Source organism: Nocardioides panacihumi, from assembly GCF_039530925.1.
In the GTDB taxonomy this organism is placed as follows: Bacteria; Actinomycetota; Actinomycetes; order Propionibacteriales; family Nocardioidaceae; genus Nocardioides; species Nocardioides panacihumi.
In genome coordinates this window covers 1,556-27,079 of record NZ_BAAAPB010000006.1, presented here as the reverse complement: position 1 = coordinate 27,079, position 25,524 = coordinate 1,556, and the positions used below count along the sequence as shown (strand labels likewise).

The window sequence follows — 25,524 nt, the reverse complement described above, 5'->3', positions numbered from 1 at the left end:
AGGCGAGCTGCGAGGATCCGCCGACTCGGCCTCTGTGAGCCGCGAGGATCCGCCGACTCGGCCCCTGTGAGCCGCGAGGATGCGCCGACTCGGCCCCTGTGAGCTGCGAGGATGCGCCGACTCGGCCCCTGTGAGCCGCGAGGATGCGCCGACTCGGCAGGTGGGGTCAGCCGCTCGGGGTCTGGGTGGGTGCCGGGGTCGGGGTGGGCGTCTGCTGCTGGGCGCCGGGCGGGATGCCCTGCCCGTCGCCGAAGCCGCCACCGTAGCCGCCACCGAAGCCGTGGCGCGGGCCGTTGCGGAAGCCGGGTCCACCGTCGCGGAAGCGCTCGAAGCGTCCTGGGCCGTCGTCGTGACCGGTCGCGTGGCCGATCGCGACGCCCACACCCAGCCCGACGACCAGGCAGGCCAGCGCCGCGACGAGAGCGACCCAGAGCTTCAAGGTCCGGTCGCGGAAGGGCTGGCGCGGAGCGGCCGGATACCACTGCGGCATCGGCTGGTGGGGTCCGGCGGCGCCGTACGTTCCGTAGGGTCCGGGCGGTGCGTACGGCCCGGCCGGCGCGCCTCCGGGCGGCACCGTCCCCGAGGGCTCGGCCGGCGGCGGTCCCGTCGGGCCGTTGCTCTGCTCACTCATGGGAGCAGGGTGCACCAGCAACCTGTGCTGGCCCTATGAACACGCGATGTCTCAGCTGGCCGTCCCCGACGAGCCGGTGTCGTCCTGCTGCGTGTCGTCCTGCTGCGTGTCGTCCTGCTGCGTGTCGTCCTGCTGCACACCGGGGGCCTGGCCCTGGCCCGATCCTTGGCGCCCGAAGCCCTGACCGTCCGGCCCCGGCCGCTGGCCCGAGCCGAAGCCGGGCTGCTGGAAGCCGTCGGAACCGGCCCCGCCCGCCGCATGCCCGATCAGCGCGCCGAGCCCCAGCCCGACGACGAGGCAGGCGGCGCCGACCGCCAGCGTGAGCCACAGCTTGACGAGCCGGGCATGGAAGCCGGGCCTCGGCGCTGCGGGAGGCGGAGGCGCCACGGCCTGCCAGTCGGGCTGCGGGGCGTCGTACGGACTGACCGGATGTTCGGTCATCGTCGCGCCGGAGTCGGCAGGCGCGTCTGCCGGGGTGGGCGTCTCTTCAGTCATGCCACCACCGTGGGCCCCGGAACTGTCCGGACGCTGTGTGCCAGGCAGGAGCCTCCCGAGAGTCGGGCGCCCGCGGGCGTCACCCCTCGCTCGGCACGGCTCCCGCAAGCGCCGGGAGCGCTCCAGCGATGAGCCCGACGAGCTCGTCGCGGGTCACGCCGCCGCCGGCCTTCCAGTCGATCACCATCTCCTCGGCGAGCGCCGACCAGCCGCGGACCACGAGTCGCATCGCCGGGGTGTCGTCGAGCAGGTGGTCGGTGTCGGACGAGAAGATCCGGTCGGTGAGCGCCGCTCGCGCCTCGTCGTAGATGGCCCGCAGCGACTCGTTGCCGCTCTTGGCCCCGGTCACGAGCGAGAGGTAGCCCTCGTAGTTCTCGTCGACGTACTCGACGTAGGCACGCACCGAGACGAGCAGCCGCTCGAGCACGTCGCCCTCGCTCGGCGGCGCCGTACGGGCGATCAGGTCGGCGGCCGCCCGCCGCACGACGGCCTCCTGGAAGCCGGCGAGCCCACCGAAGTAGTGGTACAGCAGCCCGCGAGAGATGCCGGCCGTCTCGGCGAGCAGGTCGATCGAGATCTCCGACAGCGACCGCGTCGCGAAGAGGCGTACGCCGAGGTCGAGCAGCTGCGAGCGACGCTCGTCCGGGCTGAGCCGGGTGCGCGGGGCGGTGGTCACGAGCCCACTCTATTGAAATGCGTTCAACAGCGCTATTGACACTCGTTCAACAATCTCCCTACGGTTGTCGCATGACCCAGCTCGTGGACCACCTGATCGTCGGCGCCGGCTTCGGCGGCCTCTGCGCGGCGATCAAGCTCGACGAGGACGGCGAGCGCGACTTCGTCGTCATCGAGAAGGGCGGCGACGTCGGCGGCACCTGGCGCGACAACACCTACCCCGGCGCCGCGTGCGACGTGCCCAGCCAGCTCTACAGCTTCTCGTTCGCGCCCAACCCGGACTGGTCGATGAGCTACTCCCCCCAGCCGGAGATCCAGGCCTACATCCAGCGTGTGGCGCGCGAGTCGGGCGTGCTCGACCGCTTCGTCTTCGACACCCTGGTCGCCGACGCGGCGTGGGACGAGGAGGCCCAGCGCTGGATCGTGCGGACCGAGGGGCCGACCGGCACGACGACGTACGCAGCCCGCACGATGATCGCCGGACCCGGCGCACTCTCCGAGCCCCGCCTGCCGGAGATCGAGGGCATCGCGGACTTCGCGGGCGAGATCTTCCACTCCGCCCGGTGGCACCACGACGTCGACCTGAGCGGCAAGCGGGTCGCCGTCATCGGCACCGGCGCGAGCGCGATCCAGATCGTCCCCGAGGTCCAGCGGCTGGCGGCGCACCTCGACGTCTACCAGCGCACCGCCCCCTGGGTCATCCCGCGCAACGAGCACCACTACTCCGACTTCGAGAAGTTCGCGTTCCGCCACCTCCCGGGCGTGCAGCGTGCGGTCCGCACGGCCGTCTACTGGGGGCGCGAGGCCTACGTGCCGGCGTTCACGCGGCAGCCCAAGCTCGCGGCCCCCGCCAGGCGCGCTGCGCTCAAGAACATCCACGGGGCCATCGCCGACCCGGTGCTGCGCGAGAAGGTGACGCCGACCTACCAGATCGGCTGCAAGCGCATCCTCATCTCGAACAGCTACTACCCCGCGCTCGCGGCCGACAACTGCGACCTGGTCACCGACCCGATCGCCCGGGTCACCGCCGACGCGATCGTCACCGAGGACGGGACCGAGCGCCCGGTCGACGTGCTGATCGTGGCGACGGGCTTCTACACGACCGACCTGCCGATGGCCCACCGCGTCCGCGGTCGCGGCGGCCGCCTCATGGCCGACCGGTTCGCCGAGACGGGCATGGCGGCGTACAAGGGGACGACGGTGCCGGAGTTCCCCAACTTCTTCTTCCTCGTCGGCCCCAACACGGGGCTCGGCCACAGCTCCATGGTCTTCGTCATCGAGTCGCAGGTGCAGTACGTCCGTGAGGCGCTGCGCACGATGCGGCTCAACGACTACGCCTGCGTCGAGCCGACCGAGGCGGCCTTCGCGGCCTGGAACGCCGACCTGCAGGCCCGGATGGCGCCGACCGTGTGGAGCACCGGCGGCTGCTCGTCGTGGTATCTCGACGAGCACGGCCGCAACACCACGCTCTGGCCGCGCACGACGTTCGTGCTGCGCCGCCTGCTGCGCAGCTTCGACGTGAAGAGCTACACCGTCAGCGCCGCCCACACCAAGGAGCACGTGAACGCATGAAGTCGCTCAAGGACAAGGTCGTCGTCATCACCGGCGCCGGCTCCGGCATCGGCCGGGCTCTCGCCGTGAACATCGCCGGTCACGGTGCCCTGCTCGCCGTCTCGGACGTCGACGAGGCCGGCCTGGCCGAGACCGTGGAGCTCGCGAAGCAGGCGGGCGCCACGCAGGTGAAGGCGGACCGGCTCGACGTCGCCGACCGCGCGGCCTTCCGTGCGTACGCCGACGACGTGCTCGCCCACTTCGGGCGGGTCAACGTGGTCGTCAACAACGCGGGCGTCGCGCTCTCCGGCCGGGTCGAGGACCTGGAGTGGGACGACATCGACTGGATCATCGGCATCGACCTGTGGGGCGTCATCCACGGCACCAAGCTGTTCCTGCCGGCGCTGATCGCCTCGGGCGACGCGCACGTCGTCAACATCTCCTCGCTCTTCGGGCTCGTGTCGATGCCCGACCAGGCGTTCTACAACGCCGCGAAGTACGCCGTCCGCGGCTTCACCGAGGCGCTGCGCGAGGAGATGCTCATCGACGGCCACGCGGTCGGCGTGACGTCGGTGCACCCCGGTGGCATCAAGACCGCCGTGGCCCGCTCGGCGCGCTACTCCGCGAGGGACGACGCGGCGAAGAGTGCGAAGTTCTTCGACGAGAAGCTGGCCAAGATGCCGCCGGAGCGGGCTGCCGAGATCATCGTCAAGGGCATCCTCAAGAACCAGGCGCGCGTCCTGGTCGGCCTCGACGCACATCTCATCCACAACCTCGGCAAGTTCACCGGCTCGCGCTACCAGGACATCGTGGCCTTCGGAGCGAAGCGGGTCATGCCCAAGAAGGACCGCTGACCCAGGGCCGAGTCGGCGCAACCTCGCACGCGAGCAGGGCCGAGTCGGCGCATCCTCGCACGCGAGCAGGGCCGAGTCGGCGCAACCTCGCACGCGAGCACGGCCGAGTCGGCGCAACCTCGCACGCAAGCAAGGCCGAGTCGGCGGATCCTCGCACGCGAGCGCCAGCGAGCTGCGAGGATGCGCCGACTCGGCCTCTGTGAGCTGCGAGGATGCGCCGACTCGGCATCAGGTGTGCGGGGACTCGGCCGCGGCTCGGGCCCGTCGACGGCGCCGGACGCGAGGGGTCCGGACGACCACGGGACCGACCAGGCGAGGGCCGGCCAGGCGGCTCTCGAGACGCCGGGCCTCGCGCTGCAGCGGCTGGGCGACGTACTCGCCGAGGATCACGCCGGAGGCGAGCGCGACCGCGATCGAGGCGGCCGTGAACATCGCCAGCAGACCACTCGTGGCGGCCGCGTTGCCGCTCGCGCCCAGCAGCGTCAGGCCCCGGTAGATGGACAGGCCCGGCAGCAGCGGGACCACGGCCGGCACGATGACCACCAGCGGCGGAACCCGGAGCCGGCCCGACACCGAGTAGCTCACCAGACCGACGAAGAACGCCGCCACCGCGACCGCCCAGGTGTTGCCGAACTCGGCGGGGAAGACGACCGTGATGCCCTCCGCCGCCGCGGCGACCACTGCGATCGGGAGCAGGCTGCGTCGGGGGCCGTAGGAGGCGTACGCGAATGCGGCCGCGCCGATCGCGGCTCCGACCAGGGCGCGGCTGACCGAGCGGAGGTCGACGGCCGCGGGCTCGATGGGCGGCAGGTGCAGCCCGACGGCCCGCGCGAGCGCGAGGCCGGCGCTGACACCGGCGATGATCCCGGCCGTCGACAGCATCACCTCGGTGATCCGCGCGCCGGCGGTGATGTAGAAGCCGGTCAGGGCGTCCTGCAGCGCGCCCATGAAGCCGAGCCCGGCGAGCAGCACGACGATGTTGGCGGTGATGGCCGTCGAGACGTCGGCGTCGAACGGCACGCTGACGCACACCGCCAGCAGCGACGCCACGCCGGCCGCCGCGACCTGCTGGTAGAAGACCGGCACCCGGCGCCGTGACATGACGAGCTGGAGCCGGTCGATGATCGTCGCCGCCAGGGCCGCGAGTACGACGACCGGCGGGCCACCGCCGAGCTGCACGGCCACGCCGGCGGCCATCACGGCGAGGCCGGCCGTGACCGCCCAGCGCTTGCGGCCGTGCCCGGTCGAGATGATCCGGCCGAGCTCCGCGCGGGCGCCCTTGAGGTCGACGTCGTCGCGCAGCACCGCGCGGACGAGGTGGTCGACGCGGGTGAGGTCCTCGTAGTCGATCGTGCGCAGCTTGACCTGCCGGGTCGCGAGCACCGGCACGGTCTCGGGGTTCTCCTGGAAGGCCATCGCGAGGTTGACGAACGTGACGTCCACGTCGGCGCTGCGCAGGCCGAGGTGACGCGCGAGCGAGCGCATCGTCGCCGTCACGTCGGCAGCGCCCGCGCCCGACGACAGCAGCAGCTCGCCGACCTTCAGGCAGAAGTCGAGTGTCAGGTTCACCTCGCGTGCGTCCACGCGTCGAAGGTTGCCAGTGACGGAGGCGTCATGCACCAACGGCGTGGGAGGCTGGGCACGTGCGGATCGACTTCCACCCCTCCCCGGAGCCGACGCTCGGCGTGGAGTGGGAGCTCGCGCTCGTGGACCGGCACACCCGCGACCTGTCGAACAACGCCTCGCACCTGTTCGCCCGCGCCAAGGCGCGGATGCCCGACCCGACCCGGTTGCACCAGGAGCTGCTCCGCAACACGGTCGAGCTGGTGACCGGGGTCTGCCACACCGTCGGTGAGGCGATGGTCGACCTGCGCCGCAGCCTGGCGCCCGTCGTCGACGCGTGCGACGAGCTCGGCGTCGACCTGTACGGCGGCGGGACGCATCCGTTCGCGAGCTGGACCCAGCAGCAGCTCTCGCCGGGACATCGCTACGAGGAGCTCATCAACCGGACCCAGTGGTGGGGCCGCCAGATGCTCATCTGGGGCGTCCACGTGCACGTCGGCCTGCCGTCCCAGGAGCGGGTGATGCAGGTGCTGTCGGGGCTGCTCACCTACTATCCGCACTTCCAGGCGCTCTCGGCGTCGAGTCCCATCTGGGCGGGCGTCGACACCGGCTACGCGTCGAACCGGGCGCTGATGTTCCAGCAGCTGCCGACGGCCGGGCTGCCGTTCCAGTTCGAGACCTGGGAGCAGTTCGAGGCCTTCACGTACGACCAGCTGACGACCGGTGTCATCGACGAGCTCTCCGAGATCAGGTGGGACCTGCGGCCGTCCCCGAAGCTCGGCACACTGGAGAACCGCATCTGCGACGGCGTGTCGACCTTCGACGAGCTGGCCGCGATCGTGGCGCTCGCGCACTGCCTGGTCGTCGACCTCGACGAACGGGCCGCGGCCGGGGAGCGGCTGACCACGATGCCACCGTGGCACGTGCAGGAGAACAAGTGGCGGGCGGCTCGCTACGGGCTCGACGCGATCGTGATCCTCGACGCCGAGTCCAACGAGCGTCTGGTCACCGACGACCTGGCCGACCTGCTGCGCCGGCTCGAGCCGGTCGCGGAGCGGCTCGGCTGCGCCGCCGAGCTCGCCTCGGTCAGCGACATCGTCAGCCGCGGGGCGTCGTACCAGCGGCAGCGGGCGGTCGCCGAGCGCACCCACGGCGACCTGGTCGCGGTCGTCGACTCGGTCGTGCGGGAGCTGCGCGAGTCGCTCGGCTAGACCGTCAGGACGGCGGCGGCGGGAGCGCGTCCGTGGCCTCGAACTGACCCATGCCGGTCAGCTGCAGCAGGTCGACGATCACGCTGCGCAGCTGCAGGAGGATGCCCTCGGCGGTCATCACCTGGCTGCGCTCGAGCATCGACGACGCCTCGCCCAGCGCGAACAGGGCGGGGCGGGCCGCCTCGGCCAGCTCCGAGGTGTTGCGCGCCTTGACCAGCTCGTCGGCGAGCATGTCGGTCGCCTCGGCGAGGTCGAAGGCGAGGGTGGCGTACGACGCGGGGACCGGCCGGCCCCGGTACGCCGCGACGGCCACCTGCCGGACGAGCACGCGCGTGCTGCGCAGTGCCCGGTCGAGGGGCTCGACGATCTCCGCCATCTGCCGCACCGACGGCTTGTGCCTGACCCGGAAGGGCGACGAGGCGACGACCGCCATGCCCTCGTCCGCGGCCGCCTGCAGCTCGCGGATCAGGCCGTCGGTCGACCGGGCCTCGGCGAGGACCGACATCGCGTGGATCGGGTCGGCCTCGACCATGACGTCTCCGGCGGCTCGCAGCAGGTGGGCGATCTTGCGGATGACGACGGCGGCCCGCTCCCGCGGCCGTCTCAGCGGCGCGGCCGGCACCGCCGTGGCGGCGACCAGCGCGACGGCGCCACCGACCAGCGCGTCGGTCCATCGGGTGAGGGCCGCACCCGGCGTCGGAAGCAGCGCCGCGACGAACACCGACTGCACGGCCGCCTGGTTGACGAAGAGCACCCCGGCGTCGAGCAGCAGCGCCGCCGACATGGCGAGCCCGACGATGAGCGTGATCTGCCACGCGCCGGAGCCGAGCACCTCCACCAGGATGTCGCCCAGGAGGACGCCCATCGCGACGCCGAGGGTGACCTCGGCGACCCGCCGCAGGCGCTGGCCGTACGACGTGCCGAGGCTCACCACCGCCGCGATCGAGGCGAAGACCGGCGCCGGGTGTCCGAGCACGTCGTGCGCGAGGAACCAGGCCACGCCCGCCGAGATCGCGCACTGTGCGACCGCCCAGCGCTTGGACCGCCAGCGGATGAAACGCTCCCTGGCCGACGTACGCCCTCGATGCACCCAGAGGTCGACGGCGTCGCGCTGCATGCCCCGATCCTTCCAGAGCCGCTCAGAGCTGTTCGTCGAGTCCGCCGCCCAGACCGGCCGCGACGGCGCGCAGCCGTGCGCGGGTGATGTCGGCGACGGTGGCGAGGCCGGCGTTCGCGGCGTTCGAGCCGGGTCGGGTCGGCTCGGCGGAGTTGACGCTCACGCAGGAGCGGGTGCCGCCGTCGGCGGCGTTGGCCAGGGCCACCGCGTGCCCCGTGGTGCCGGATCCGGCGAAGAAGTCGAGCACCCGCACGTCGTGCGGCATGGTCGCGAGGATGCGGCGGATGAGGCCTGTCGGCTTGGGCGACTCGAAGACGTGGCCGACGAGCGCCTTGAGCTCGGCGACAGCGGTGTCGGTCGAGCCGACCTCCTCGGCGAGCCAGATCGTGCGCAGCTTCTTGCGCCGGGTCCGGCCGTCCAGGCCGTGCAGCCAGTCGCGCTGGAACACGTCGACCCGCTCGCCTCTCCGCCCGGCGATCCGGCGGCAGACCAGGTCGTCGGGTCGCTGGTCGATGAGCGGGCGCGACCAGCGCCAGACCGCTGGCCTCCCGTCGCCGAATACGGGAGTCACCTCGACCGCGCCGTCGAACGGGACGGTCGCTACGCGGCCGGACTCGGGGTCGCCGTACACGGCGAAGTGGAGGGTCGGCGCGGTGACCGGGTTGAACTTCTTGTTCGTGTTGCGCAGCGGCAGGTGGCGGTAGCGCCGCCCGTTCGCGTCGGCGAGCGGGAAGTCGCGCTCGTCGACCAGGTCGGGGCTGCTCGCGTCGAGCGCGCACGCGCGCGGGTCCCGTGCGTAGACCAGCAGGTATTCGTGCGACGTCGCGAAGCCACCGCCGAGCTGGCGTCCCTTGGGGTTGAGGTTGACGACGATCTGGGCGAGGAAGCACTCCTCGCCGAACACGTCGTCGAGCAGCAGCCGGAGGTACGCCGCCTCGTTGTCGTCGATGCTGACGTAGATCGCGGCGCGCGCGCTCATGACGGCACGGGCCGCTTCCAGACGTGGGCGCATCACGGCCACCCAGGCCTCGTGCCGGCCGCGGCGGCGACCGTCGGCACCGCGGATGTCGTCGGCGTACGCGAAGTCGTTGCCGGTGTTGTACGGCGGGTCGATGTAGACGAGGTCGAAGACCTCCTCGCGCTGTTCCAGCCGACGGAGCACCTCGAGGTTGTCCCCCTCGACGAACGTGTTCCACGGCTCCACGAACGCACACGCTAGTCATCGCGAAAGCCGAGCGGTGGGAGGCGTGACCGCGGATGATGTCCTGGTGAGGAGGGGACGGCTGCGCTGGGGCGTGCTGCTCGCCGTGGCGGGGGCCGTGCTGCTCCGGACGCTCGTCGCGGGTCAGGCGCACGACAGCACCGGGCCCTACGCGCTCCTCGACCCCGGTGTCGCCTACCCGTGCGCGCCGATCCACTACGTGGTGAGCGAGGCGGAGGCGCCGGCGGACTTCGCCGAGGTGGTGCACGGAGCGGTCGGCAAGGTCTCGGCGGCGAGCGGCTACCGCTTCTACTTCGACGGCATGACGCCGGACCGGGACTTCTCCGCCCACCTGACCGACGGTCGGGCCGGGCCGGTGCTCATCGGGTTCGCGACGGCCGCCGAGGTGCCCCAGTTCGCCGGCGACGTCATCGGGCTGGGTCGCAGCGTGCCGGGCGGGGACGCTCGCTACGCCACGGGTGTCGTCATGCTCGACGCCACCAAGTACGCCGACCAGCACGACATGGCCGAGCGACAGGCGATCGTCATGCACGAGCTCGGGCACGTGCTCGGGCTGGACCACGTCCACGACGGCGGTGAGCTGATGAACAAGGCGAACATCGGCCGCACCACGCTCGGCCCCGGCGACCTCGCCGGCCTGCGGCACCAGCACGCGCTGTCCTGCCCGAGGGGCTAGCTAGTCCAGCACCACGACTCAGTCCAGCACCACGACGAGCGCGACCGTGGTGACGGGCGCGAAGCACTCCTGCTTCGGGGAGGTGACCGGCTCGGGCTGCACGGCCACCGGGTCGCGCTCGACGGTCACGGCGGGCGGGACGTCGCAGCCGACGGCGACGACCTGGCCGTAGAGCTGCTGCCCGGAGGCGACCTGCGTCCGCCTGACCGCCTCGTCCACCTTCGCGGCGAGGGAGTCGGCGAGGCCACGGGTGAAGTCGTCGACCGCCGCCTGGTCGGGCAGCGGGGTCGCCACCTGGGCGATCTCGCCGTCGCCGGCGGTCTGCGACACGAGCTCGTCGCTCACCACGTAGCCGCTGTCGGGCTGCGAGGTCGGGCTCGCCGCGGAGCCGCCCGCGTCCGACCCGCCCGCGCACGCCGCCAGGGGACAGCTCGCCAGCAGGAGGGCCGCCGTGGATCCGAGAAGTCGCCGCATGACGATGAGACGGTATCGCCGCCCGTCCGGTTCCCGCGCCCGCACCGGGGCGTGGCAGGGTGACGGCGTGACGACCCGTCGACGCACGTTCACCCGGGCCGAGCTGGAGTCCTTCCGCGACGCGACGGTGCCCGACCTGATCGGGCCCGACCTGCGGCTGCTCTTCGTGGGGATCAACCCGGGGCTGTGGACGGCCGCGACGCAGACCCACTTCGCCCACCCGGTCAACCGCTTCTACCCCGCGCTGTACGCCGCCGGGATCATCACCCGTGCGATCGACCCGGCCGCCGGCATGAGCGACGACGACCGCGCCCACCTGGTCGGACGCGGCGTCGGCATCTCCAACGTCGTGCACCGGGCCACGGCCCGCGCCGACGAGCTGTCCAAGGCCGAGCTCGTCGAGGGTGGCCTGCGGCTGCAGGAGCTGGTCCGCCGGGAGCGCCCGCGCGTCGTGGCGATCGCCGGCATCACGGCGTACCGCTCCGCCTTCGGCCGGCCGCGTTCGGCCACGGGGCTCCAGCCGCACGACGACGTCTGGGGCGACGCCGAGGTCTGGGTGGTCCCGAACCCCAGCGGCCTCAACGCCCACGAGACGGTCGCCTCGCTGGCCGCGGCGTACGCCGAGCCGGCCCGCGCAGCCGGCGTCCTGTCCGAGGCTTGAGTGTCTCGGCCACCCTGGGGTGGTCGAGACACTCAAGCCTCCGGGCTGTGGAGAGCGGGACGCGCAGCTCGGCACAACCCGCGACGCTGGGCCCGTGGAGGAGGAGTGGCGCAAGAAGGCGCGGTCCCAAGAAGGCCTCATCACGCGGCGACAGCTGCGGGCGGCCGGCGTTCGCGCGCAGGCGGTCGCGCATCGCATCGCGACGGACCGCTGGCAGGCGCACTCCCCCACGGTGATCGCGACCTTCACCGGCGCGCTGGACGAGGCCCAGCGGCTCTGGCTAGGGGTCCTCCACGGCGGTGAGGGAGCCCTCGTCGCCGGCCTGCACGCCGCGGAGCTCGGCGGCCTGGCGAACTGGCACCGGGACGAGGTCGTCGTGCTCGTCCCATCGGGCCTGAGGGTGCCGACGCCGCTCGACGGCTACCGCTTCCTCCGCACCACGCGCGACCTCGGCTCCCTGCGCTCGACGGAGCTCACGCCGCCGTGTTGTCGCCCGATCGTGGCAGTCCTGCTCTGGGCGTCGGAGCAGGACAACATCCGTACCACCCGCGGCGTCCTGGCCGCCGTCGTCCAGCAGCGCTTGACCACCGCGGACCAGCTTCTGCGTGTGCTGGACGGGCTCGGCAGGCTCCGGCACTCGGCGGAGATGCGCAGGACGCTCACCGAGATCGCCGGAGGTGCCCAGTCGGTGGCCGAGCTCGACGTGCGTCGTATGTGTCGCCAGCACGGACTCGCCCAGCCGACGCGGCAGGTCAAGAGGTACGACGGGGACGGCCGCGTGCGCTTCACCGACTGCGAGTGGCGGCTCGCCGACGGCCGCGTCCTCGTGCTCGAGGTCGACGGCGCGTTCCACATGGAGGCGCAGCAGTGGGAGGACGACCTCGCGCGGCAGAGGGCGCTCAGCGGGCCGGATCGGGTCATCGTGAGGTGCACCGCTCGGGAGCTCCGCGACGGACCGACCCGGCTCGCGCGCGACCTGCGGCGGCTCGGCGTACCCCGCGCTGCGTGAGGCGTGAGTGTCTCGGCCACCCTGGGGTGGTCGAGACACTCAAGGCTCAGTCGTAGGGCTGGTCCTTGCCGGCGATGGTCAGCCCGTCCTGGACGACGAAGCCGCGCGCCAGGTCCTCCTCCGGGTCGCAGCCGACCCGTGCGCCGGGCGGGATGACGACGTTCTTGTCCAGGATCGCGTTGCGGACAACTGCGCCCTCGCCGACCCGCACGTCGTTCATCAGGATCGAACCCGTCACCTCGGCACCGGAGACGTAGACCCCGGGCGACATGACCGAGCGGACCACCTCGCCGCCACTGACCACGACCCCCGGCGAGAGGAGCACCTCGTCGACGTTGGAGTGCACGACCTTCGCCGGCGGGTAGGGGCCGTGCGAGGTGTAGATCGGCCAGGCGTAGTTGTAGAGGTTGAACACCGGCAGCGGCGAGACGACGTCCATGTGCGAGTCGTAGTACGACGCCAGCGTCCCCACGTCGCGCCAGTAGCCGCGGTCACGGTCGGTCGACCCGGGCACCTCGTCGTCGCGGTAGTCGTAGACCGCGGCCTGGTTGCGGCGTACGAAGGCCGGGACGATGTCGCCGCCCATGTCGTGCTTCGACCCGATCTCGGAGGCGTCGCGGGTGACCGCCTCGACCAGTGCGTCGGCGTCGAAGACGTAGTTGCCCATCGAGGCGAGCACCTCACCGGGGCTGTCCGGCAGCCCGACCGGGTTCTTCGGCTTCTCGAGGAACTCGCGGATCCGCCGCGGCTCCTCCGGGTCGACGTCGATGACCCCGAACTGGTCGGCCATCTCGATCGGCTGCCGGATCGCGGCGACCGTGCAGGCGGCCCCGGAGGCGATGTGCGCGTCGACCATCTGGGAGAAGTCCATCCGGTAGACGTGGTCGGCCCCGACCACGACCACGATGTCGGGCTTCTCGTCACCGATGAGGTTGAGCGACTGGTAGATCGCGTCGGCGCTGCCGAGGTACCAGTTCTTGCCGAGCCGCTGCTGGGCCGGCACGGACGCGACGTAGTTGCCGAGCAACGTCGACATCCGCCAGGTCTGGCTGACGTGCCGGTCGAGGGAGTGCGACTTGTACTGCGTCAGGACGACGACCTGGCGGTAGCCGGAGTTGACGACGTTCGACAGCGCGAAGTCGATGAGCCGGTAGATCCCCGCGAACGGGACGGCCGGCTTCGCCCGGTCGGCGGTGAGGGGCATCAGTCTCTTGCCCTCCCCGCCTGCCAGGACGATCGCGAGCACCTTCTTGCGGAGAGGGAGCGCCATGTTCGGAGACTAGCCCTGGACAGCCCGCGAAGGCAGGCACGCGGAGTAGGTTGCCCGTGTGCGCGTCGACATCCTCACCAAGGAGTACCCGCCCGAGGTCTATGGAGGCGCCGGTGTCCACGTCGCCGAGCTGGTCCGCGCGCTGCGGTCAGGCGGCGACGTCGAGACGGTCGTCCGGGCGTTCGGCGCGCCGCGCGAGGAGCCGGACACGTTCTCGTACGCCGACCTCGAGCCGCTCGCGCACACCAACGCCGCGCTGCGGACCTTCGGCGTCGACCTGGCCGTCGCCGACGCGTGCGCCGGCGCCGACCTCGTGCACTCGCACACGTGGTACGCCAACCTGGCCGGCCACCTCGCCGCGCTGCTGCACGGCGTGCCGCACGTCCTGACGGCGCACTCGCTCGAGCCGCTGCGGCCGTGGAAGGCCGAGCAGCTGGGCGGCGGATACGCGCTGAGCGGCTGGGCCGAGCGGACGTCGTACGAAGCGGCTGCAGCTGTCATCGCCGTCTCGAGCGCGATGCGCGACGACGTGCTGCGCTCCTACCCGGCGGTCGACCCGAGCCGGGTCCACACCGTGCACAACGGCATCGACACCGAGCTCTGGCGGCCGGCCGACGACCCCGACCGCGTTCGTGCGCTGGGGGTCGACCCCGACCGTCCGTCGGTGGTGTTCGTCGGTCGGATCACCCGCCAGAAGGGGCTGCCGTACTTCCTGCGCTCCGTCGCCGCTCTCCCACCCGACGTGCAGGTCGTGCTGTGTGCCGGCGCGCCCGACACCCCGGAGATCGAGGCCGAGGTGGTCGGCCTGGTCGACGACCTGCGCGCGCGGCGCGGGAGCGGGGCGGCCGGGATCGTCTGGATCGCGGAGATGCTGCCGCGCGCTGACGTCGTCGCGCTGCTCTCGGCGGCGACGGTCTTCGCCTGCCCGTCGATCTACGAGCCGCTCGGCATCGTCAACCTCGAGGCGATGGCCTGCGAGGCCGCCGTGGTCGCGACCGCCACAGGCGGCATCCCCGAGGTCGTCCAGCACGGTACGACGGGCCTGCTCGTGCCCATCGAGCAGCTGACCGACGGCACGGGCACCCCCGTCGACCCCGAGGGCTACGTGGCGGACTTCGCGGCCGCGCTCAACGAGCTCGTCGCGGACCCCGGGCGCGCTGCCGAGATGGGCCGGGCGGGCCGCCGACGGGCCATCGACGCCTTCAGCTGGGCCGCCATCGCCGAGCGGACCGTCTCCATCTACCGCTCGCTGGTCTGACGCCGAGAGGCCCCCACACCCGGCGGTGTGGGGGCCTCCCTGCTGCTGACGGGGACTAGTTGACCTGGACGGTCATCGTCCCGCTGCCGGTGTCCTGCGAGAGCACCTTGATCTTCGTGCCCGTGCCCGCGACCTTGGTCGAGCCCTGCGGGTTCGACGCGTCGTAGTAGCGGTTCGGGTCGGTGTCGTCGAAGACCGAGACTGCCGGCTGCGACGGCTGCACCAGCGTGCTCGCGACCGTCTGGCCGTTCACGACCGACTCGAGGTGGAGACTGAGCGGGTCGGTCTTCTGCAGCCCGAAGGTCATGTCGTAGGACTGGATCCGGGCCCGTGCGACGGAGCCGTTGGACCAGGTCAGCGCCTTCGGGTGCGCGTCCACCGGCAGCGCCTGGCCGTAGCCCGGGTGCTGCTTGGTGTTGTTGTCGGTGTAGAGCCCGTTCTTGTACCAGACCAGCAGGCCGTCCTGGTACGGGAAGTGCTCGACCTGCTGCGGGTGGCTCACCAGCCAGCCGAAGTTGTACGGGCCCTGGGCGAGCGTCTGGTCGTAGCCGCCGTAGACCCGGTTCTCAGCGAGGTAGTACTGCTGGTAGGCCGTGTCGTAGCCGCCACCGCTGATGCCGTGGAAACCGTCGAACGTCCAGCCGTCGAAGCCGCCCTCGAAGTCGGTGCTCAGGGCGCTGCCGACCGCCACGTCGTCGACCTTGAGGCCGATCTCGTGGTAGCCGCCGTCGTTGAACATCCGGAAGCGGACGGACGCCGTCTGCCCCGCGTACGCCGACAGGTCGGCCGACAGGTCGACCCACTTGTCGTTCGAGGAGCCGGTGATGCCGTGGCCGTCGTTCTGGTTGTTCGGGTTGGCGTCGGTCGACAGGTTCGTCGCGAGCGGCGTGTAGGTCTTGCCGCCGTCGGTCGAGATCTCCGCGTAGGCGTAGTCCCAGTCGGTCTCGATCGAGTAGTTGACCTTCGCGGTCAGCGACCCGCCGGCCGGCACCGTGAAGCTCGGCGAGGCAGCGGTTGCGGTGCGGTCGTCCCCGGTGCCGGAGTACAGGTACTTGTCGCCCGAGGACGCCGGCCCGGTCGGCGTGAACGCCTTGCCGTCCGGCAGGTCGACGAAGACCGCCTGCGACTTCCTCGTCGCGTGGTAGGACGGGCCGAGGTCGACCTTGGCCTTCTGGCCAGGCGCGACGGTGGCGTAGTCGAGCCAGCCCAGGAACAGCTTCTCGGTGGCGCCCATGTGGTTCGGCGTCGTCCCGATGGTGTTCGTGCCGTGGTTCATCCACGAGCCCGAGCTCATCAGGTTCCAGAAGCCGGTGCCGTTGTCGCCGCCGGCGGTGTCGTAGTAGTCCGGCAGGCCGAGGTCGTGGCCGAACTCGTGGGAGAACACGCCGAGGCCGCCGTTCTCCGGCTCGGTCGTGTAGTCACGGATCCACAGGTCGGTGTCACCGATCCTGATGCCGCCGGCGTGGCCGTAGTCGCCCGGCCCCTGGCTGCCGCTGGGGTTGACCGCCCAGCGGTGCGACCAGATGGCCGACTTGGGCGCGCCCGCCTCCTCGCCGGTGCCGGCGTGGATCGCCTGGAAGTGGTCGATGTAGCCGTCGGGCTCGTTGAAGTTGCCGTCACCGTCGAGGTCGTAGCGGTCCCACTGGTCGAACGACTTGAGGTACGCGACGATCTGGTCCTTCGTCTTGCCCTGCGCCAGCTGGTCGGCGTACCACGCGTCGGCGGAGTCCTGGACGAACCGGGTCATGTCCTGGTTGGACTCGGTCTGGCCGTAGGACGCCTCGTTGTAAGGCACCGTGACCCAGTTGCTGACGTCGCCCTTGAGGTCGAAGCGACCGCTCGACATCTGGTTGTAGACGTCGTGGAACGACTCGCCGTTCTGGTCCTTCAGACCGGTGAAGAACATCTCCTTGTAGTGCTCCTGGGAGAAGTCCGGCTCCCAGTAGGTGGAGTTGTCGTCAGCCGCCGGCGCGGGGATCTGGTTGTGCACCGGGCCCGCCGCGGGCGCCGTCGGGAACCGCGGGTCGGCCTTGTTGCCGAAGTCGACGAGGAAGGTCAGGAGCTGGGCGGTCTGCTGCGTGCCGTACTCGACCCACTGACCGGGGCCGACCTTGACGGCCTGGCCGCCACCCTTCGTCTGCGGCTTCCTCTCGCCGCGCGCGACCTGCTCGACGGCCTTCTGCTTGAGTGCGCGCCAGTGGGCAGCCTTCGGGTCCGGCCGGTCGTCGTTCTTCTGGTGGGCGTTCGGAGCCTGACCGACCTCCGCCGGGACAGCGCTGGCGCTGACCGGGGCGAGGGCGGTGGGCACGGCAACGGCCGCGAGTCCGAGACTCGCGGCCGCGCCGATGACGCCCGAGATGCGTCGATTCACGTGTTGGTCCTCCGAGAGATTCCGAGTGGGCCCAGCGGGCCCTGGCGGCGGAGACGAGCGTGTCCGCCAGAGGCACCCCATCATGTCTTTACCTTCGCGTCTAGGTCCCAATTCGAGACTGTTTATGACGCGTCCGGCCCGTCGTACGACGTTTCCTGCGGTCACCGGGCCGGTCCACCGCAGGGCGTACGGCGGTCAGCAGCCGGGTACCGGCCCCGTCCCCGGCACGACTCGACGAAGTGGAGGACCGATGACTGTCACGACCTACCAGGACCTGCCGCTCGCGTCCCGGGACCGCGAGTGGGACGGCGCCGCGGCGGAGAAGCGGGTGCGCGCCTGGGCGGGCGCGGAGGACGGCCCCAACGCGAAGTACCGCGACGCCCACCTCTGGTACGACGCCGACCGCAAGGACAACTTCACCGCCTACAAGATGCTGTACGCCGACGTGGTCGACGGCCGGCTGCAGGCGGTGCCGCGCGGGATCATGGCCGCGGCCGGCGTCCTCGACGGTGCGCGGGGCGGCGTCGACATCCCCGAGAGCGATGTCGAGCGCGCCAAGCACCACGTGCAGCGGTACTACCGCAAGATGGGCGACCAGGCGCCCTGGGAGAAGTAGCCGACAGCCCTCAGACCACGAACGTGGCCGTCACCTCGTCCATGGTGGCTGCCATCCGGGTGAGGTCCTCGAGGGTGCGCGTGTTCGCCTGGACGGCGGTGTCGGTCTCGTCGACGATGCCCGCGACCCGCTTGACGTGGTCGACCATCTGTGTCGAGCCCAGGGCGGCGTGATGCACGCTCGCGCTCATGCTGGACGTGGTGGCGCTCTGCTCCTCGACCGCGCTCGCGATGGTGGTGACGTGGTCGCTCACCCGGCCGATGACGTTGCTGATCCCGCGGATCGTGGCGACCGCCTCGGCCGTCTCGTGCTGGATCCCGGCGACGCGTGCCGAGATGTCCTCGGTCGCACGCGCCGTCTCGCTGGCGAGTTCCTTGACCTCGGTCGCGACGACAGCGAAGCCCTTGCCCATCTCGCCGGCGCGAGCCGCCTCGATGGTGGCGTTGAGGGCGAGCAGGTTCGTCTGCTCGGCGATGGCGTTGATCGTCGCGACGACCGCGCCGATCTCCTGCGAGGCGGCGCCGAGCCGGTCGATCCGGTCCGAGGCGTCGGCGGCGGCGGACACGGCGCTCTCCGCCACCGAGGCGGCTTCGGAGGCGCTGCGCGAGATCTCGCTGATGGACAGTCCCATCTCCTCGGTGCCGGCGGCGATGCTCTGGGTGTTGTGGCTGACCTCCGTCGCGGAGCCCGCGGCCTCCTGGACCAGCTCTGACGCGATCTGGGTGCCACCCAGGATCTCGGCGTTCGCCCGCTGCATCGTGGTCGAGGCCTGCGCCAGGCGGGCAGCGTCCGACTTCACGGTGGTGATGGTGTCGCGCAGTGCGGCGGTCGCCTCGTTGATCGCGTGCGCCATCTCGCCGAGCTCGCCCCGGTCGTCGGTCTCGACGCGGACCGTGAGGTCCTTGCGGCCCATCCGGCGCAGCGCCTCGGTGGTCACCTCGAGCGGACCGGCGATGCTGCGGCGCACGAGCCAGACCATGGAGAGCGCGGCCACGAAGGCGAGCAGCAGGGCGGCCGCCATCTCCTTCTGGGCCCGCTTCGAGTGGTCGCTCGCGGCCTGCGCGGCTGCGTCGCTGCGTGCCTGGGTCGACTTCAGCATCGTCGCGGTCTCGTCGAGGATCTTGGCGTAGATGTCCCAGGACGGACCGCCGATCATGGCGTTGGCCTTGTCGACCGACTTGTGGTCGGCCTTCTTGTACAGCGCGACGATCTGGTCGTCCATCGCGAAGAAGCTGTTCCAGCCGTCGATGATCGAGGCGAGCGTCCGGCGCTCGGAGCCGGTCATGTACGTCTGGTCGATGCCGGCCAGGAACTTCTTGCAGCGCGCGGCGACGTCGAGGTATCCGGCCCGGGTCGAGGCCGACGGGTCGACGGCCGCAGCCGGGTCACCCTTCATGGCCTCCCAGGCATAGGAGACCTGCCAGCCGCTCACGTCCGAGTTGTAGTACTTGATCTCCTGCACGTCGCGGGTCAGCTGCTGGAGGTGTCGGACCTTCGCGATGGCCGCGTCGTCGCTGCTGAGCGCGGTGAACCCGAACAAGGCGGCTGCGACGAAGAGTGCGACCACGGTGCCGAGAGCGATGACGAGGCGCATGCCGATGCGGGTGCGCGACAGGAGACGCATGAGTTTGTGATCCGTTCCAGGGCAGGGTGAGGCGACCCCTCCACTTCGGCCCGGGCGCGTGAAACCTGAGCAGGCCGGACGCTGCTGTGACCCGTCAGTCAGGCGTCAGAAGAGACCGAGCGCCGCGAGCTGTGCGCGCGTCGGCACGTACGGCTCGAACCGCAGCACCATCGCCGCCTCGGCCGGGGTCCGGTTGGCCTTGCGGCCGTTGCACAGGCGGCACGCGGCGACGGTGTTCAGCCACGTCCATTGGCCGCCCCGAGACGACGGCAGCAGGTGGTCGACCGTGCTGGCGTGGCGTCCGCAGTAGGCGCAGCGATGCCCGTCGCGCCGCAGCACGGACTCACGGCTGTACGCCGCCGGGCGGTACATCCACTGCATCCGGATGTAGCGCACCAGCCGGATGACCCGCGGCCACGGGTGCGGCCCGATCATCCGGTCGTCGTGGGCCTCCTCGACGATGGCGACCTGCCGGAAGAGCATGCGCACGGCGTGCTGGAAGGTGACCCTGCCGAGCGGCTCGTAGGAGGCGTTGAGAAGCGCCACGCTCGTCGCAGCCATGGCCCACACCTCCTCCGCTATTCACGGTAGGTGCGCGGAGTCGAACAGCCAAGCGGTTTGGGTGAGGCGTCACCCCGAGTTCACGCGGCCGGGCGAGCGTCAGCGGCGTCGCGGGGCGGTGCGGTGCGACGTACCGAGTGAGGTGTCGAGGTCGAGCGTGACCAGCTGGAGCCGGTCGGCCCCGAGGACGGCCGTGCCGGTGGTGAGGATGGCCAGCAGGTTGCGGGTCGAGCAGATGACGACGTCGCCGGCGACGACCGGCTCCACCTCGCGGCCGACGAAGCACACGACGGCGGTGACGTGCTTGGGCTCGACGAGTCCGGTCAGCTCGGTGACGGCGGCAGCGGCACGGGTGGCCGCGACGACGACGTCCTGCCGGACGCCACCGGGGCGCAGCTCGTCGCGGGCTGACACCCACGGCCGCCGCCGCGACTCGACGACGAAGACGCCCTGCGGGCCGACGGCGACCTGGAGCGGCGTACGACGTCCCGCGAGCCGTACCGAGTCGAACACCGTCCACTCGCTGCGCGGCAGCGCCCCGAGGATCGCCGAGGTCGCGCCCTCACCGCTCGTCCGCGGACGGACGAGCGCCCTGGTCGGCCACTCGGTGGAGTCGTTCGGCATTCCCTGTCCTCAGTGCTGGCGCGTGAGGTACGACGTTAAGCCGGGACGGTCCCGGCCGACAGGACTTTCGGTCAATCTCGTCAGTTCGTGCTACGTCGAGCGGCGGGCGACTGACCGATCGGAGGATGCGGCCGTAGGTGAGCCCGTAGGTCGGCCCGGAGATGAGCCCGGAGGTGAGGTCAGACAACGTCCGTCCTCGTCACGCGCAGCCGGTAGCGGAAGGCGTTGTCGCAGGTCAGGCGTGCCTTGTCGCCGTTGAGCGACAACCGCAGCCGAGTCGCCAGCGCGCGGTGGGTCCCGTCGCTGACGATGTGCTGGCCGGCGTCGTCCTGCTCGTCGTGGACCCTGGTCGGCCGGCCCGTCAGCCTGACGACGCCGGTCACCCGGGCGGTCGAGTCGCCGATCCGTACGGCGGCGCGGACGCGTCCGGCCCGGACGATGTCATGGACCTCGCGCGAGGCGCCGTCGTCACCGACGTTGACCTGCACGACGTTCACGTAGCGGCTGTTCTCGTAGAGGCTCACGTAGACGGACCGCCCGCCGACCTGGCCGGAGCACTCGATGACGACGCCCTTCTCGACCGACGTGGTCGAGGCGGCCGCGGTGGCGGTGGTGGGGAGGAGGGTCAGCGAGGCGGAGGCGGCGAGGAGCGCCCCGGCGACGGTGGCGGGTCGGATCGACATGGCGGTGACTTTCGTGATCGGTGGATGGTCACCAGCAAGACGCGGCGCGCGTCCGTCAGGTTGCATGCGGCAGGCTGTGCGCCGTGACGACCCGCCTGGCCACGCGTACCCGCGCCTTCGGCGTGATCCTCAAGCTGATGGTCTCGGAGCCCGCGACGGCCGAGGCGATGGTGGAGCTGCGCGCCAAGCGCGAGCGCCTGCGCCGCTCGGCGGTCGGGCAGCTCGTCTTCGGCCGCCCGTCGCGCGCCGTCGACACCACCGACCTCGTGATCGAGACCGGCTCGCGGCTGCACGTCCACCGGCCGAAGGGTCTCGACGGCCCCCTGCCGGTCGTCGTGAACTTCCACGGTGGCGGCTGGGCCATCGGCACCCCGGAGCAGTCGGACTGGCTGGCCAGCCGTGTCGCCGAGCTGACCGGGAGCATCGTCGTCTCGCCGACGTACCGTCTGGCGCCCGAGCACCCCTACCCCGCCGCGGTCGACGACGCCTGGGCAGTGCTGCAGTGGGTGGCCGAGCACGCCGCCGACCTCGGCGGCGACGCGAGCCGCCTGGCAGTCATGGGCGACAGCGCGGGCGGCAACCTCGCCGCCGTCACCGCGCTGATGGCACGCGACGCGGGCGGCCCGGCGCTGCGGGCGCAGGTGCTGGTCTACCCGGCGGTGGAGATGTACGAGCGCTACCCCTCGGAGGACGCGAACGCCGAGGCCCTCGTGCTGTCGTCGCGGCAGATGCACACGTTCGGCCACCTCTACCTGGGCGAGGCGTACGGCATCGAGGACTGGCAGGCCTCGCCGATCCGCGCGGAGTCTCACGCCGACCTGCCGCCCGCACTGATCCTCACGGCGTACCACGACCCGCTGCGCGACCACGGCTCGACGTACGCGGACGCGCTGCGCCTCGCGGGCTCCGAGGCAGAGCTGCGCGACTACGGGGCCGGCATCCACGGCTTCGCCTCGCTGCCCGGCGTCGTGCCCGTGGCTCGCGAGGCGCTCGACGACGTGGTCGCCTTCCTGCGCCGACGGCTGTGAGCCGGTCCTGACGCCGCGCCCGGTGCGACCAGGTGACCAGGTGACCAGGGACCCTAGTCCTGACCTCGCCGGATCCCGATGTGTGCGGGCCGCACGTAGTGGATATTGGAATCGCCGGTTCACCGTCTAGCGGAGAGCTCGTTCATGTCCAGCGTGCCCAGTGTGGGTGAGACGTGGAGGTGGCGTTACCACCTCGCGGTCCTCGCGGTCGGCCTCGTCGTCTTCGCCGGGGCCGCGCTGGAGTCTGCCCAGGACGGCTTCGGCTGGGACCTCGGCCTCGCCACCCTGATCGCCGTCCCCCTGATCGCGGTCGTCGCGCGCTTCCCGATGATCCTCGACAGCGGGTCGGGCGGCATCGAGGTCGGCTTCGACTCGAGCATCCTGATCTTCCTGCTGTGCACGCTCGACACCTCCGACGCGCTTGTCGCGTGGTCGATCGGTGTCGCCGTCACCCAGGTGACCGCCAACAAGACCGCCAACGCCAAGTGCTTCAACATCGGGCTGGGCGTGGTGGCCGGCGGGCTCGCGGCCACCGTCTACGCGGTCGGCAGCGGCGGGGCCGTCGGCACGCCGCGCGAGCTGGTCGCGATGCTGTTCGCCGCCGCGGTCTACTTCCTCACCGACTACGTCCTCTCCGGTGTCTCCGTCGCGATCGGCGCGCAGTCGCGGCTGAGCCGCGAGCTGATGCAGCGCGGGACGCTCCTCGCGATCGCCTGCTTCGTGCCGCTGGACTCGCTCGGCTACCTCGGCGCCGTCGTCCAGCGCGCCACCCCGTGGTGGACGCTGAGCCTGCTGGCGGTGCCGCTGGTCACGCTGCTCATCGCGACGCGAGCCGTCACGCGCGGCCAGGAGAACGCGCGGCGACTGACGGTGCTGTTCTCGGCCGCCGTACGCGCCCAGGCGCACGTCGACCGCGAGGCGGTCATCGACGCGCTGCTGCGCGACGCCCGCCAGCTGCTGAAGCTCAGGGACGTGCGGCTGCGCGACACTCCCCCGGTCGACGGCACCATCGCCGTCCCGGTGCAGCTCGGCGACGACAGCCGCTGGCTGGTCGCCCAGGCGAAGAACCGCGCCCGGGCCACGGTCGACAGCGACGAGCAGGCGCTGCGCGCGCTCGCGGCGGTCGCCTCCGACGCCGTGTCGCGCCTGGAGCTGACCGACGAGATGGTCCACGTCGCCCGGCATGACCCGCTGACCGACCTGCCCAACCGGGGCATCCTGCTCGACCGGCTCACTCAGGCGCTGGCGCGCCAGAGGCACGACCCTGTCGCGCTGCTCTTCATCGACCTCGACGGGTTCAAGCCGATCAACGACCGCTACGGGCACGGCGTCGGCGACGACGTGCTGGTGCGGCTCGCGACACGGCTGCGCCGCTGCGTGCGCTCGACCGACACGGTCGCCCGGCTCGGCGGCGACGAGTTCGCGATCCTGTTCGAGGACGTCGACCAGGTGCTGATGCCGCTCATGTGCGAGCGGATCCTCGCCTCCATCGGCGAGAGCATCGACATCGCCGGCCAGCCGGTGCAGCTCGGGGCGAGCGTCGGCCTCGCCTACGGCACCTCCCGTGACAGCGCCGCCAGCCTGCTGCGCAACGCGGACCTCGCGATGTACGAGGCGAAGACCCAGGGCAAGGGTCGGTACGTCGAGTACCAGACCGCGATGGGCCGCGTGCGACTCGAGCGCCTCGAGCTCGTCGACGACCTGCGCCAGGCCATCGACGACGCCGAGATCGACGTCGCCTACCAGCCGGTGATCGGTGTCGACCACGGCCGGATCGTCGGCGCCGAGGCCCTCGCCCGCTGGCGCCGCAACGGTGTGCCCGTCGCGCCGGACGTCTTCATCAGCGTCGCCGAGGAGACCGGTCTGATCGTCCCGCTCGGCGACGTCATCCTCGGCAAGGTCGCGGCCGATGCACCGGCGCTGCTCTCCGCCGCCGACGGCGAGCCGCTCTCGATCAACGTCAACATCTCCGCTGCCCAGCTGCGGGAGCCGGAGTTCATCGCCACCGTCGGGCGCACCGTGGCCGCGATGCGCGGCACGTCGCTGATCCTCGAGATCACCGAGCGGCAGGGCGTCGACCTCGACGACAACGTCCTCGCCGCGATGCGCGCGATCGAGAACATGGGCGTCGTCTTCGCGATCGACGACTTCGGCGTCGGCTTCTCCTCGATCAGCTACCTGCACGACCTGCCGGCGCAGGTCATCAAGGCCGACGCCGCGCTCTCCAACGGGATCGACGAGGACCCGCGCGCCCGCGCGCTGCTGCGCTCCGTCGTGCTGATGGGGCAGTCGCTCGGCTTCGGCGTCGTGGTCGAGGGGATCGAGCGGGAGTCGCAGCTCGACGTGGTCCGCGAGGATGCGCCCGGCGTGCTCGCGCAGGGCTACCTGATGCACCGCCCGATGCCGCTCGCCGACCTGCTCTCCGTCATGCGCCTCGAGCGGGACGGGCGCCGGGCGATGCGCTGACCGCCGGAGTGCTGTGCTGTCCGCCGGAGTGATGCGCTGACCGCCGGAGGGCTGTGCTGGCTCAGGCAGGCTCCACGCCCGCATGCACGACCGCGAGGACGCCCTCCCGGAGTCGCACGTGGTAGCGCGTGCGCCCCGTCTTGACGACGGTGCCGACGCGGCCGTGGAAGTCACCAGGCGCGACGATCCGCGCCCGCACGCCGACGCCGAGCCGGATGAGCCGCCGGCCCTCGCGGAGGGCCTGCAGCTCGTCCACGTAGTTCGGGTGCATCGGCGCCGGCTGCCCGTGGTGCCGCCACTCGAAGGTCCGCTCGGGGTTGGGCCGGTCGTTGCAGCGGGTGCAGAGCAGGACTCTCTCCGGCCGGCGATGACGGTCGACGCGGTGGCCGCGCGAGCACACACCGACCCACGCGCCCGGCACCGTCGGCGCGTCCTCGGGGACGCACCGCGCCGCCGAACAGCCGATCCGGCGTGCCGTCGCCACCCAGGCCGGTCCGTGGCCCGCTCTCGGCCCAGCCAGCGCGTGCGCGATCTCGTGCAGGATCGTGTCGCGGACCTCCTCCTCGGGGTGCAGCCGGGTGAGCGGAGCCGACAACCCGATGGTCCTCTGCTGGTGCCGGCAGATGCCGGCCCGCCGCTTCGCGCGGTCGAGCTCGAATCGCCAGCCGTGCAGCCCGTGCTGCGTCATCAGCTCGTGCGCCAACCGGCGGGCGTCCTCGAGATCCACGGCAGAGAGGTTAGACGCGACCACCGACGATCCGGCGGCGGCGCCCCGTCGTGGACGCGGACGCCCCCAGGTGCGACGGTGGGAGCGTGACGCGCACGATCGAGGCCGACTACCTGGTGGTCGGTGCCGGGGCCACGGGTATGGCCTTCACCGACGC

General features: G+C 71.6%; 24 protein-coding genes. 10 read left to right on the top strand and 14 right to left on the bottom strand.

Going from position 1 to position 25,524, the window contains the following annotated elements:
* Window positions 1-166 precede the first annotated feature (166 nt).
* From ABD205_RS20920 to ABD205_RS20910, 3 genes are all read right to left on the bottom strand, one after another.
* Window positions 167-631 (bottom strand): hypothetical protein, encoded by a 465-nt coding sequence (locus tag ABD205_RS20920; protein WP_344048275.1) that lies wholly within the window; start codon window positions 629-631, stop codon window positions 167-169.
* 51 nt (window positions 632-682) lie between these two features.
* Entirely contained in the window at window positions 683-1,126 is a 444-nt protein-coding gene (locus ABD205_RS20915; protein WP_344048273.1) for a hypothetical protein, read from the bottom strand.
* Window positions 1,127-1,205: 79 nt separating this feature from the next.
* Window positions 1,206-1,802, bottom strand: a complete 597-nt coding sequence (locus ABD205_RS20910) for a TetR/AcrR family transcriptional regulator (protein ID WP_344048271.1) — start codon at window positions 1,800-1,802, stop codon at window positions 1,206-1,208.
* A gap of 71 nt (window positions 1,803-1,873) precedes the next feature.
* On the opposite strand from ABD205_RS20910, the gene ABD205_RS20905 reads away from it, so the two are divergent.
* Both ABD205_RS20905 and ABD205_RS20900 read left to right on the top strand, forming a co-directional pair.
* The gene (locus ABD205_RS20905; RefSeq protein WP_344048269.1) at window positions 1,874-3,373 is read left to right on the top strand and encodes a flavin-containing monooxygenase; all 1,500 of its coding nucleotides are present in this window, start codon (window positions 1,874-1,876) and stop codon (window positions 3,371-3,373) included.
* A complete protein-coding gene (locus tag ABD205_RS20900) occupies window positions 3,370-4,206 on the top strand; it encodes an SDR family NAD(P)-dependent oxidoreductase (RefSeq protein WP_344048267.1) in 837 nt (278 codons plus the stop codon). The genes ABD205_RS20905 and ABD205_RS20900 overlap by 4 nt, the downstream gene beginning before the upstream one ends.
* A gap of 228 nt (window positions 4,207-4,434) precedes the next feature.
* Here ABD205_RS20900 and ABD205_RS20895 read toward each other — a convergent pair whose 3' ends face one another.
* Window positions 4,435-5,790 (bottom strand): threonine/serine exporter family protein, encoded by a 1,356-nt coding sequence (locus tag ABD205_RS20895; RefSeq protein ID WP_344048265.1) that lies wholly within the window; start codon window positions 5,788-5,790, stop codon window positions 4,435-4,437.
* 59 nt (window positions 5,791-5,849) lie between these two features.
* Here ABD205_RS20895 and ABD205_RS20890 point away from each other — a divergent pair, with 59 nt between their 5' ends.
* Window positions 5,850-6,980 carry a glutamate--cysteine ligase gene (locus tag ABD205_RS20890; protein WP_344048263.1) on the top strand — a complete coding sequence of 377 codons (1,131 nt, stop codon included), beginning with the start codon at window positions 5,850-5,852 and terminating at the stop codon, window positions 6,978-6,980.
* Window positions 6,981-6,984: 4 nt separating this feature from the next.
* On the opposite strand, the gene ABD205_RS20885 is transcribed toward ABD205_RS20890, so the two are convergent.
* Window positions 6,985-8,097, bottom strand: a complete 1,113-nt coding sequence (locus ABD205_RS20885) for an FUSC family protein (RefSeq protein ID WP_344048261.1) — start codon at window positions 8,095-8,097, stop codon at window positions 6,985-6,987.
* Between the two features lie 22 nt (window positions 8,098-8,119).
* Entirely contained in the window at window positions 8,120-9,301 is a 1,182-nt protein-coding gene (locus ABD205_RS20880; protein ID WP_344048259.1) for a site-specific DNA-methyltransferase, read from the bottom strand.
* 64 nt (window positions 9,302-9,365) lie between these two features.
* Between ABD205_RS20880 and ABD205_RS20875 the strand changes: the two genes are divergently transcribed.
* A complete protein-coding gene (locus tag ABD205_RS20875) occupies window positions 9,366-9,995 on the top strand; it encodes a matrixin family metalloprotease (protein WP_344048257.1) in 630 nt (209 codons plus the stop codon).
* Window positions 9,996-10,013: 18 nt separating this feature from the next.
* Here the strand turns inward: ABD205_RS20875 and ABD205_RS20870 are convergent, their stop codons facing one another.
* Window positions 10,014-10,469: a hypothetical protein gene (locus ABD205_RS20870; RefSeq protein ID WP_344048255.1), complete on the bottom strand. Its 456-nt coding sequence runs from the start codon at window positions 10,467-10,469 to the stop codon at window positions 10,014-10,016.
* A 67-nt stretch (window positions 10,470-10,536) separates the two neighbouring features.
* Between ABD205_RS20870 and ABD205_RS20865 the strand changes: the two genes are divergently transcribed.
* Together ABD205_RS20865 and ABD205_RS20860 are read left to right on the top strand one after the other, a co-directional pair.
* On the top strand, window positions 10,537-11,130 hold the full coding sequence (locus tag ABD205_RS20865; RefSeq protein ID WP_344048253.1) for a mismatch-specific DNA-glycosylase: 594 nt from the start codon (window positions 10,537-10,539) through the stop codon (window positions 11,128-11,130).
* Between the two features lie 94 nt (window positions 11,131-11,224).
* Window positions 11,225-12,139, top strand: a complete 915-nt coding sequence (locus ABD205_RS20860; protein WP_344048251.1) for a hypothetical protein — start codon at window positions 11,225-11,227, stop codon at window positions 12,137-12,139.
* Between the two features lie 46 nt (window positions 12,140-12,185).
* Here ABD205_RS20860 and glgC read toward each other — a convergent pair whose 3' ends face one another.
* Window positions 12,186-13,409 (bottom strand): glucose-1-phosphate adenylyltransferase, encoded by a 1,224-nt coding sequence (glgC, locus tag ABD205_RS20855; protein WP_344048249.1) that lies wholly within the window; start codon window positions 13,407-13,409, stop codon window positions 12,186-12,188.
* A gap of 58 nt (window positions 13,410-13,467) precedes the next feature.
* On the opposite strand from glgC, the gene glgA reads away from it, so the two are divergent.
* Window positions 13,468-14,667, top strand: coding sequence for a glycogen synthase (gene glgA / locus ABD205_RS20850; protein ID WP_344048247.1), 1,200 nt, complete (start codon window positions 13,468-13,470; stop codon window positions 14,665-14,667).
* 55 nt (window positions 14,668-14,722) lie between these two features.
* Here the strand turns inward: glgA and ABD205_RS20845 are convergent, their stop codons facing one another.
* Complete coding sequence (locus ABD205_RS20845; protein ID WP_344048245.1) at window positions 14,723-17,038, bottom strand: immune inhibitor A domain-containing protein; 2,316 nt, start codon at window positions 17,036-17,038, stop codon at window positions 14,723-14,725.
* A 250-nt stretch (window positions 17,039-17,288) separates the two neighbouring features.
* Here ABD205_RS20845 and ABD205_RS20840 point away from each other — a divergent pair, with 250 nt between their 5' ends.
* Window positions 17,289-17,654, top strand: a complete 366-nt coding sequence (locus ABD205_RS20840) for a hypothetical protein (RefSeq protein ID WP_344048243.1) — start codon at window positions 17,289-17,291, stop codon at window positions 17,652-17,654.
* A 10-nt stretch (window positions 17,655-17,664) separates the two neighbouring features.
* On the opposite strand, the gene ABD205_RS20835 is transcribed toward ABD205_RS20840, so the two are convergent.
* The 4 genes from ABD205_RS20835 to ABD205_RS20820 all read right to left on the bottom strand — a co-directional run bounded on the left by ABD205_RS20835 (window position 17,665) and on the right by ABD205_RS20820 (window position 21,146).
* Window positions 17,665-19,278, bottom strand: a complete 1,614-nt coding sequence (locus ABD205_RS20835) for a methyl-accepting chemotaxis protein (protein ID WP_344048241.1) — start codon at window positions 19,276-19,278, stop codon at window positions 17,665-17,667.
* Between the two features lie 105 nt (window positions 19,279-19,383).
* Window positions 19,384-19,839, bottom strand: a complete 456-nt coding sequence (locus ABD205_RS20830) for an HNH endonuclease (protein ID WP_344048239.1) — start codon at window positions 19,837-19,839, stop codon at window positions 19,384-19,386.
* Between the two features lie 99 nt (window positions 19,840-19,938).
* Window positions 19,939-20,463: a nuclease-related domain-containing protein gene (locus tag ABD205_RS20825; protein WP_344048237.1), complete on the bottom strand. Its 525-nt coding sequence runs from the start codon at window positions 20,461-20,463 to the stop codon at window positions 19,939-19,941.
* A gap of 179 nt (window positions 20,464-20,642) precedes the next feature.
* Window positions 20,643-21,146, bottom strand: a complete 504-nt coding sequence (locus ABD205_RS20820) for a hypothetical protein (RefSeq protein WP_344048235.1) — start codon at window positions 21,144-21,146, stop codon at window positions 20,643-20,645.
* 83 nt (window positions 21,147-21,229) lie between these two features.
* Here ABD205_RS20820 and ABD205_RS20815 point away from each other — a divergent pair, with 83 nt between their 5' ends.
* Both ABD205_RS20815 and ABD205_RS20810 read left to right on the top strand, forming a co-directional pair.
* Window positions 21,230-22,174, top strand: a complete 945-nt coding sequence (locus ABD205_RS20815; protein WP_344048233.1) for an alpha/beta hydrolase — start codon at window positions 21,230-21,232, stop codon at window positions 22,172-22,174.
* 144 nt (window positions 22,175-22,318) lie between these two features.
* Window positions 22,319-24,640, top strand: a complete 2,322-nt coding sequence (locus tag ABD205_RS20810; protein WP_344048231.1) for a putative bifunctional diguanylate cyclase/phosphodiesterase — start codon at window positions 22,319-22,321, stop codon at window positions 24,638-24,640.
* 61 nt (window positions 24,641-24,701) lie between these two features.
* On the opposite strand, the gene ABD205_RS20805 is transcribed toward ABD205_RS20810, so the two are convergent.
* The gene (locus ABD205_RS20805; RefSeq protein WP_344048229.1) at window positions 24,702-25,367 is read right to left on the bottom strand and encodes a SprT family zinc-dependent metalloprotease; all 666 of its coding nucleotides are present in this window, start codon (window positions 25,365-25,367) and stop codon (window positions 24,702-24,704) included.
* Window positions 25,368-25,524: the final 157 nt, after the last annotated feature.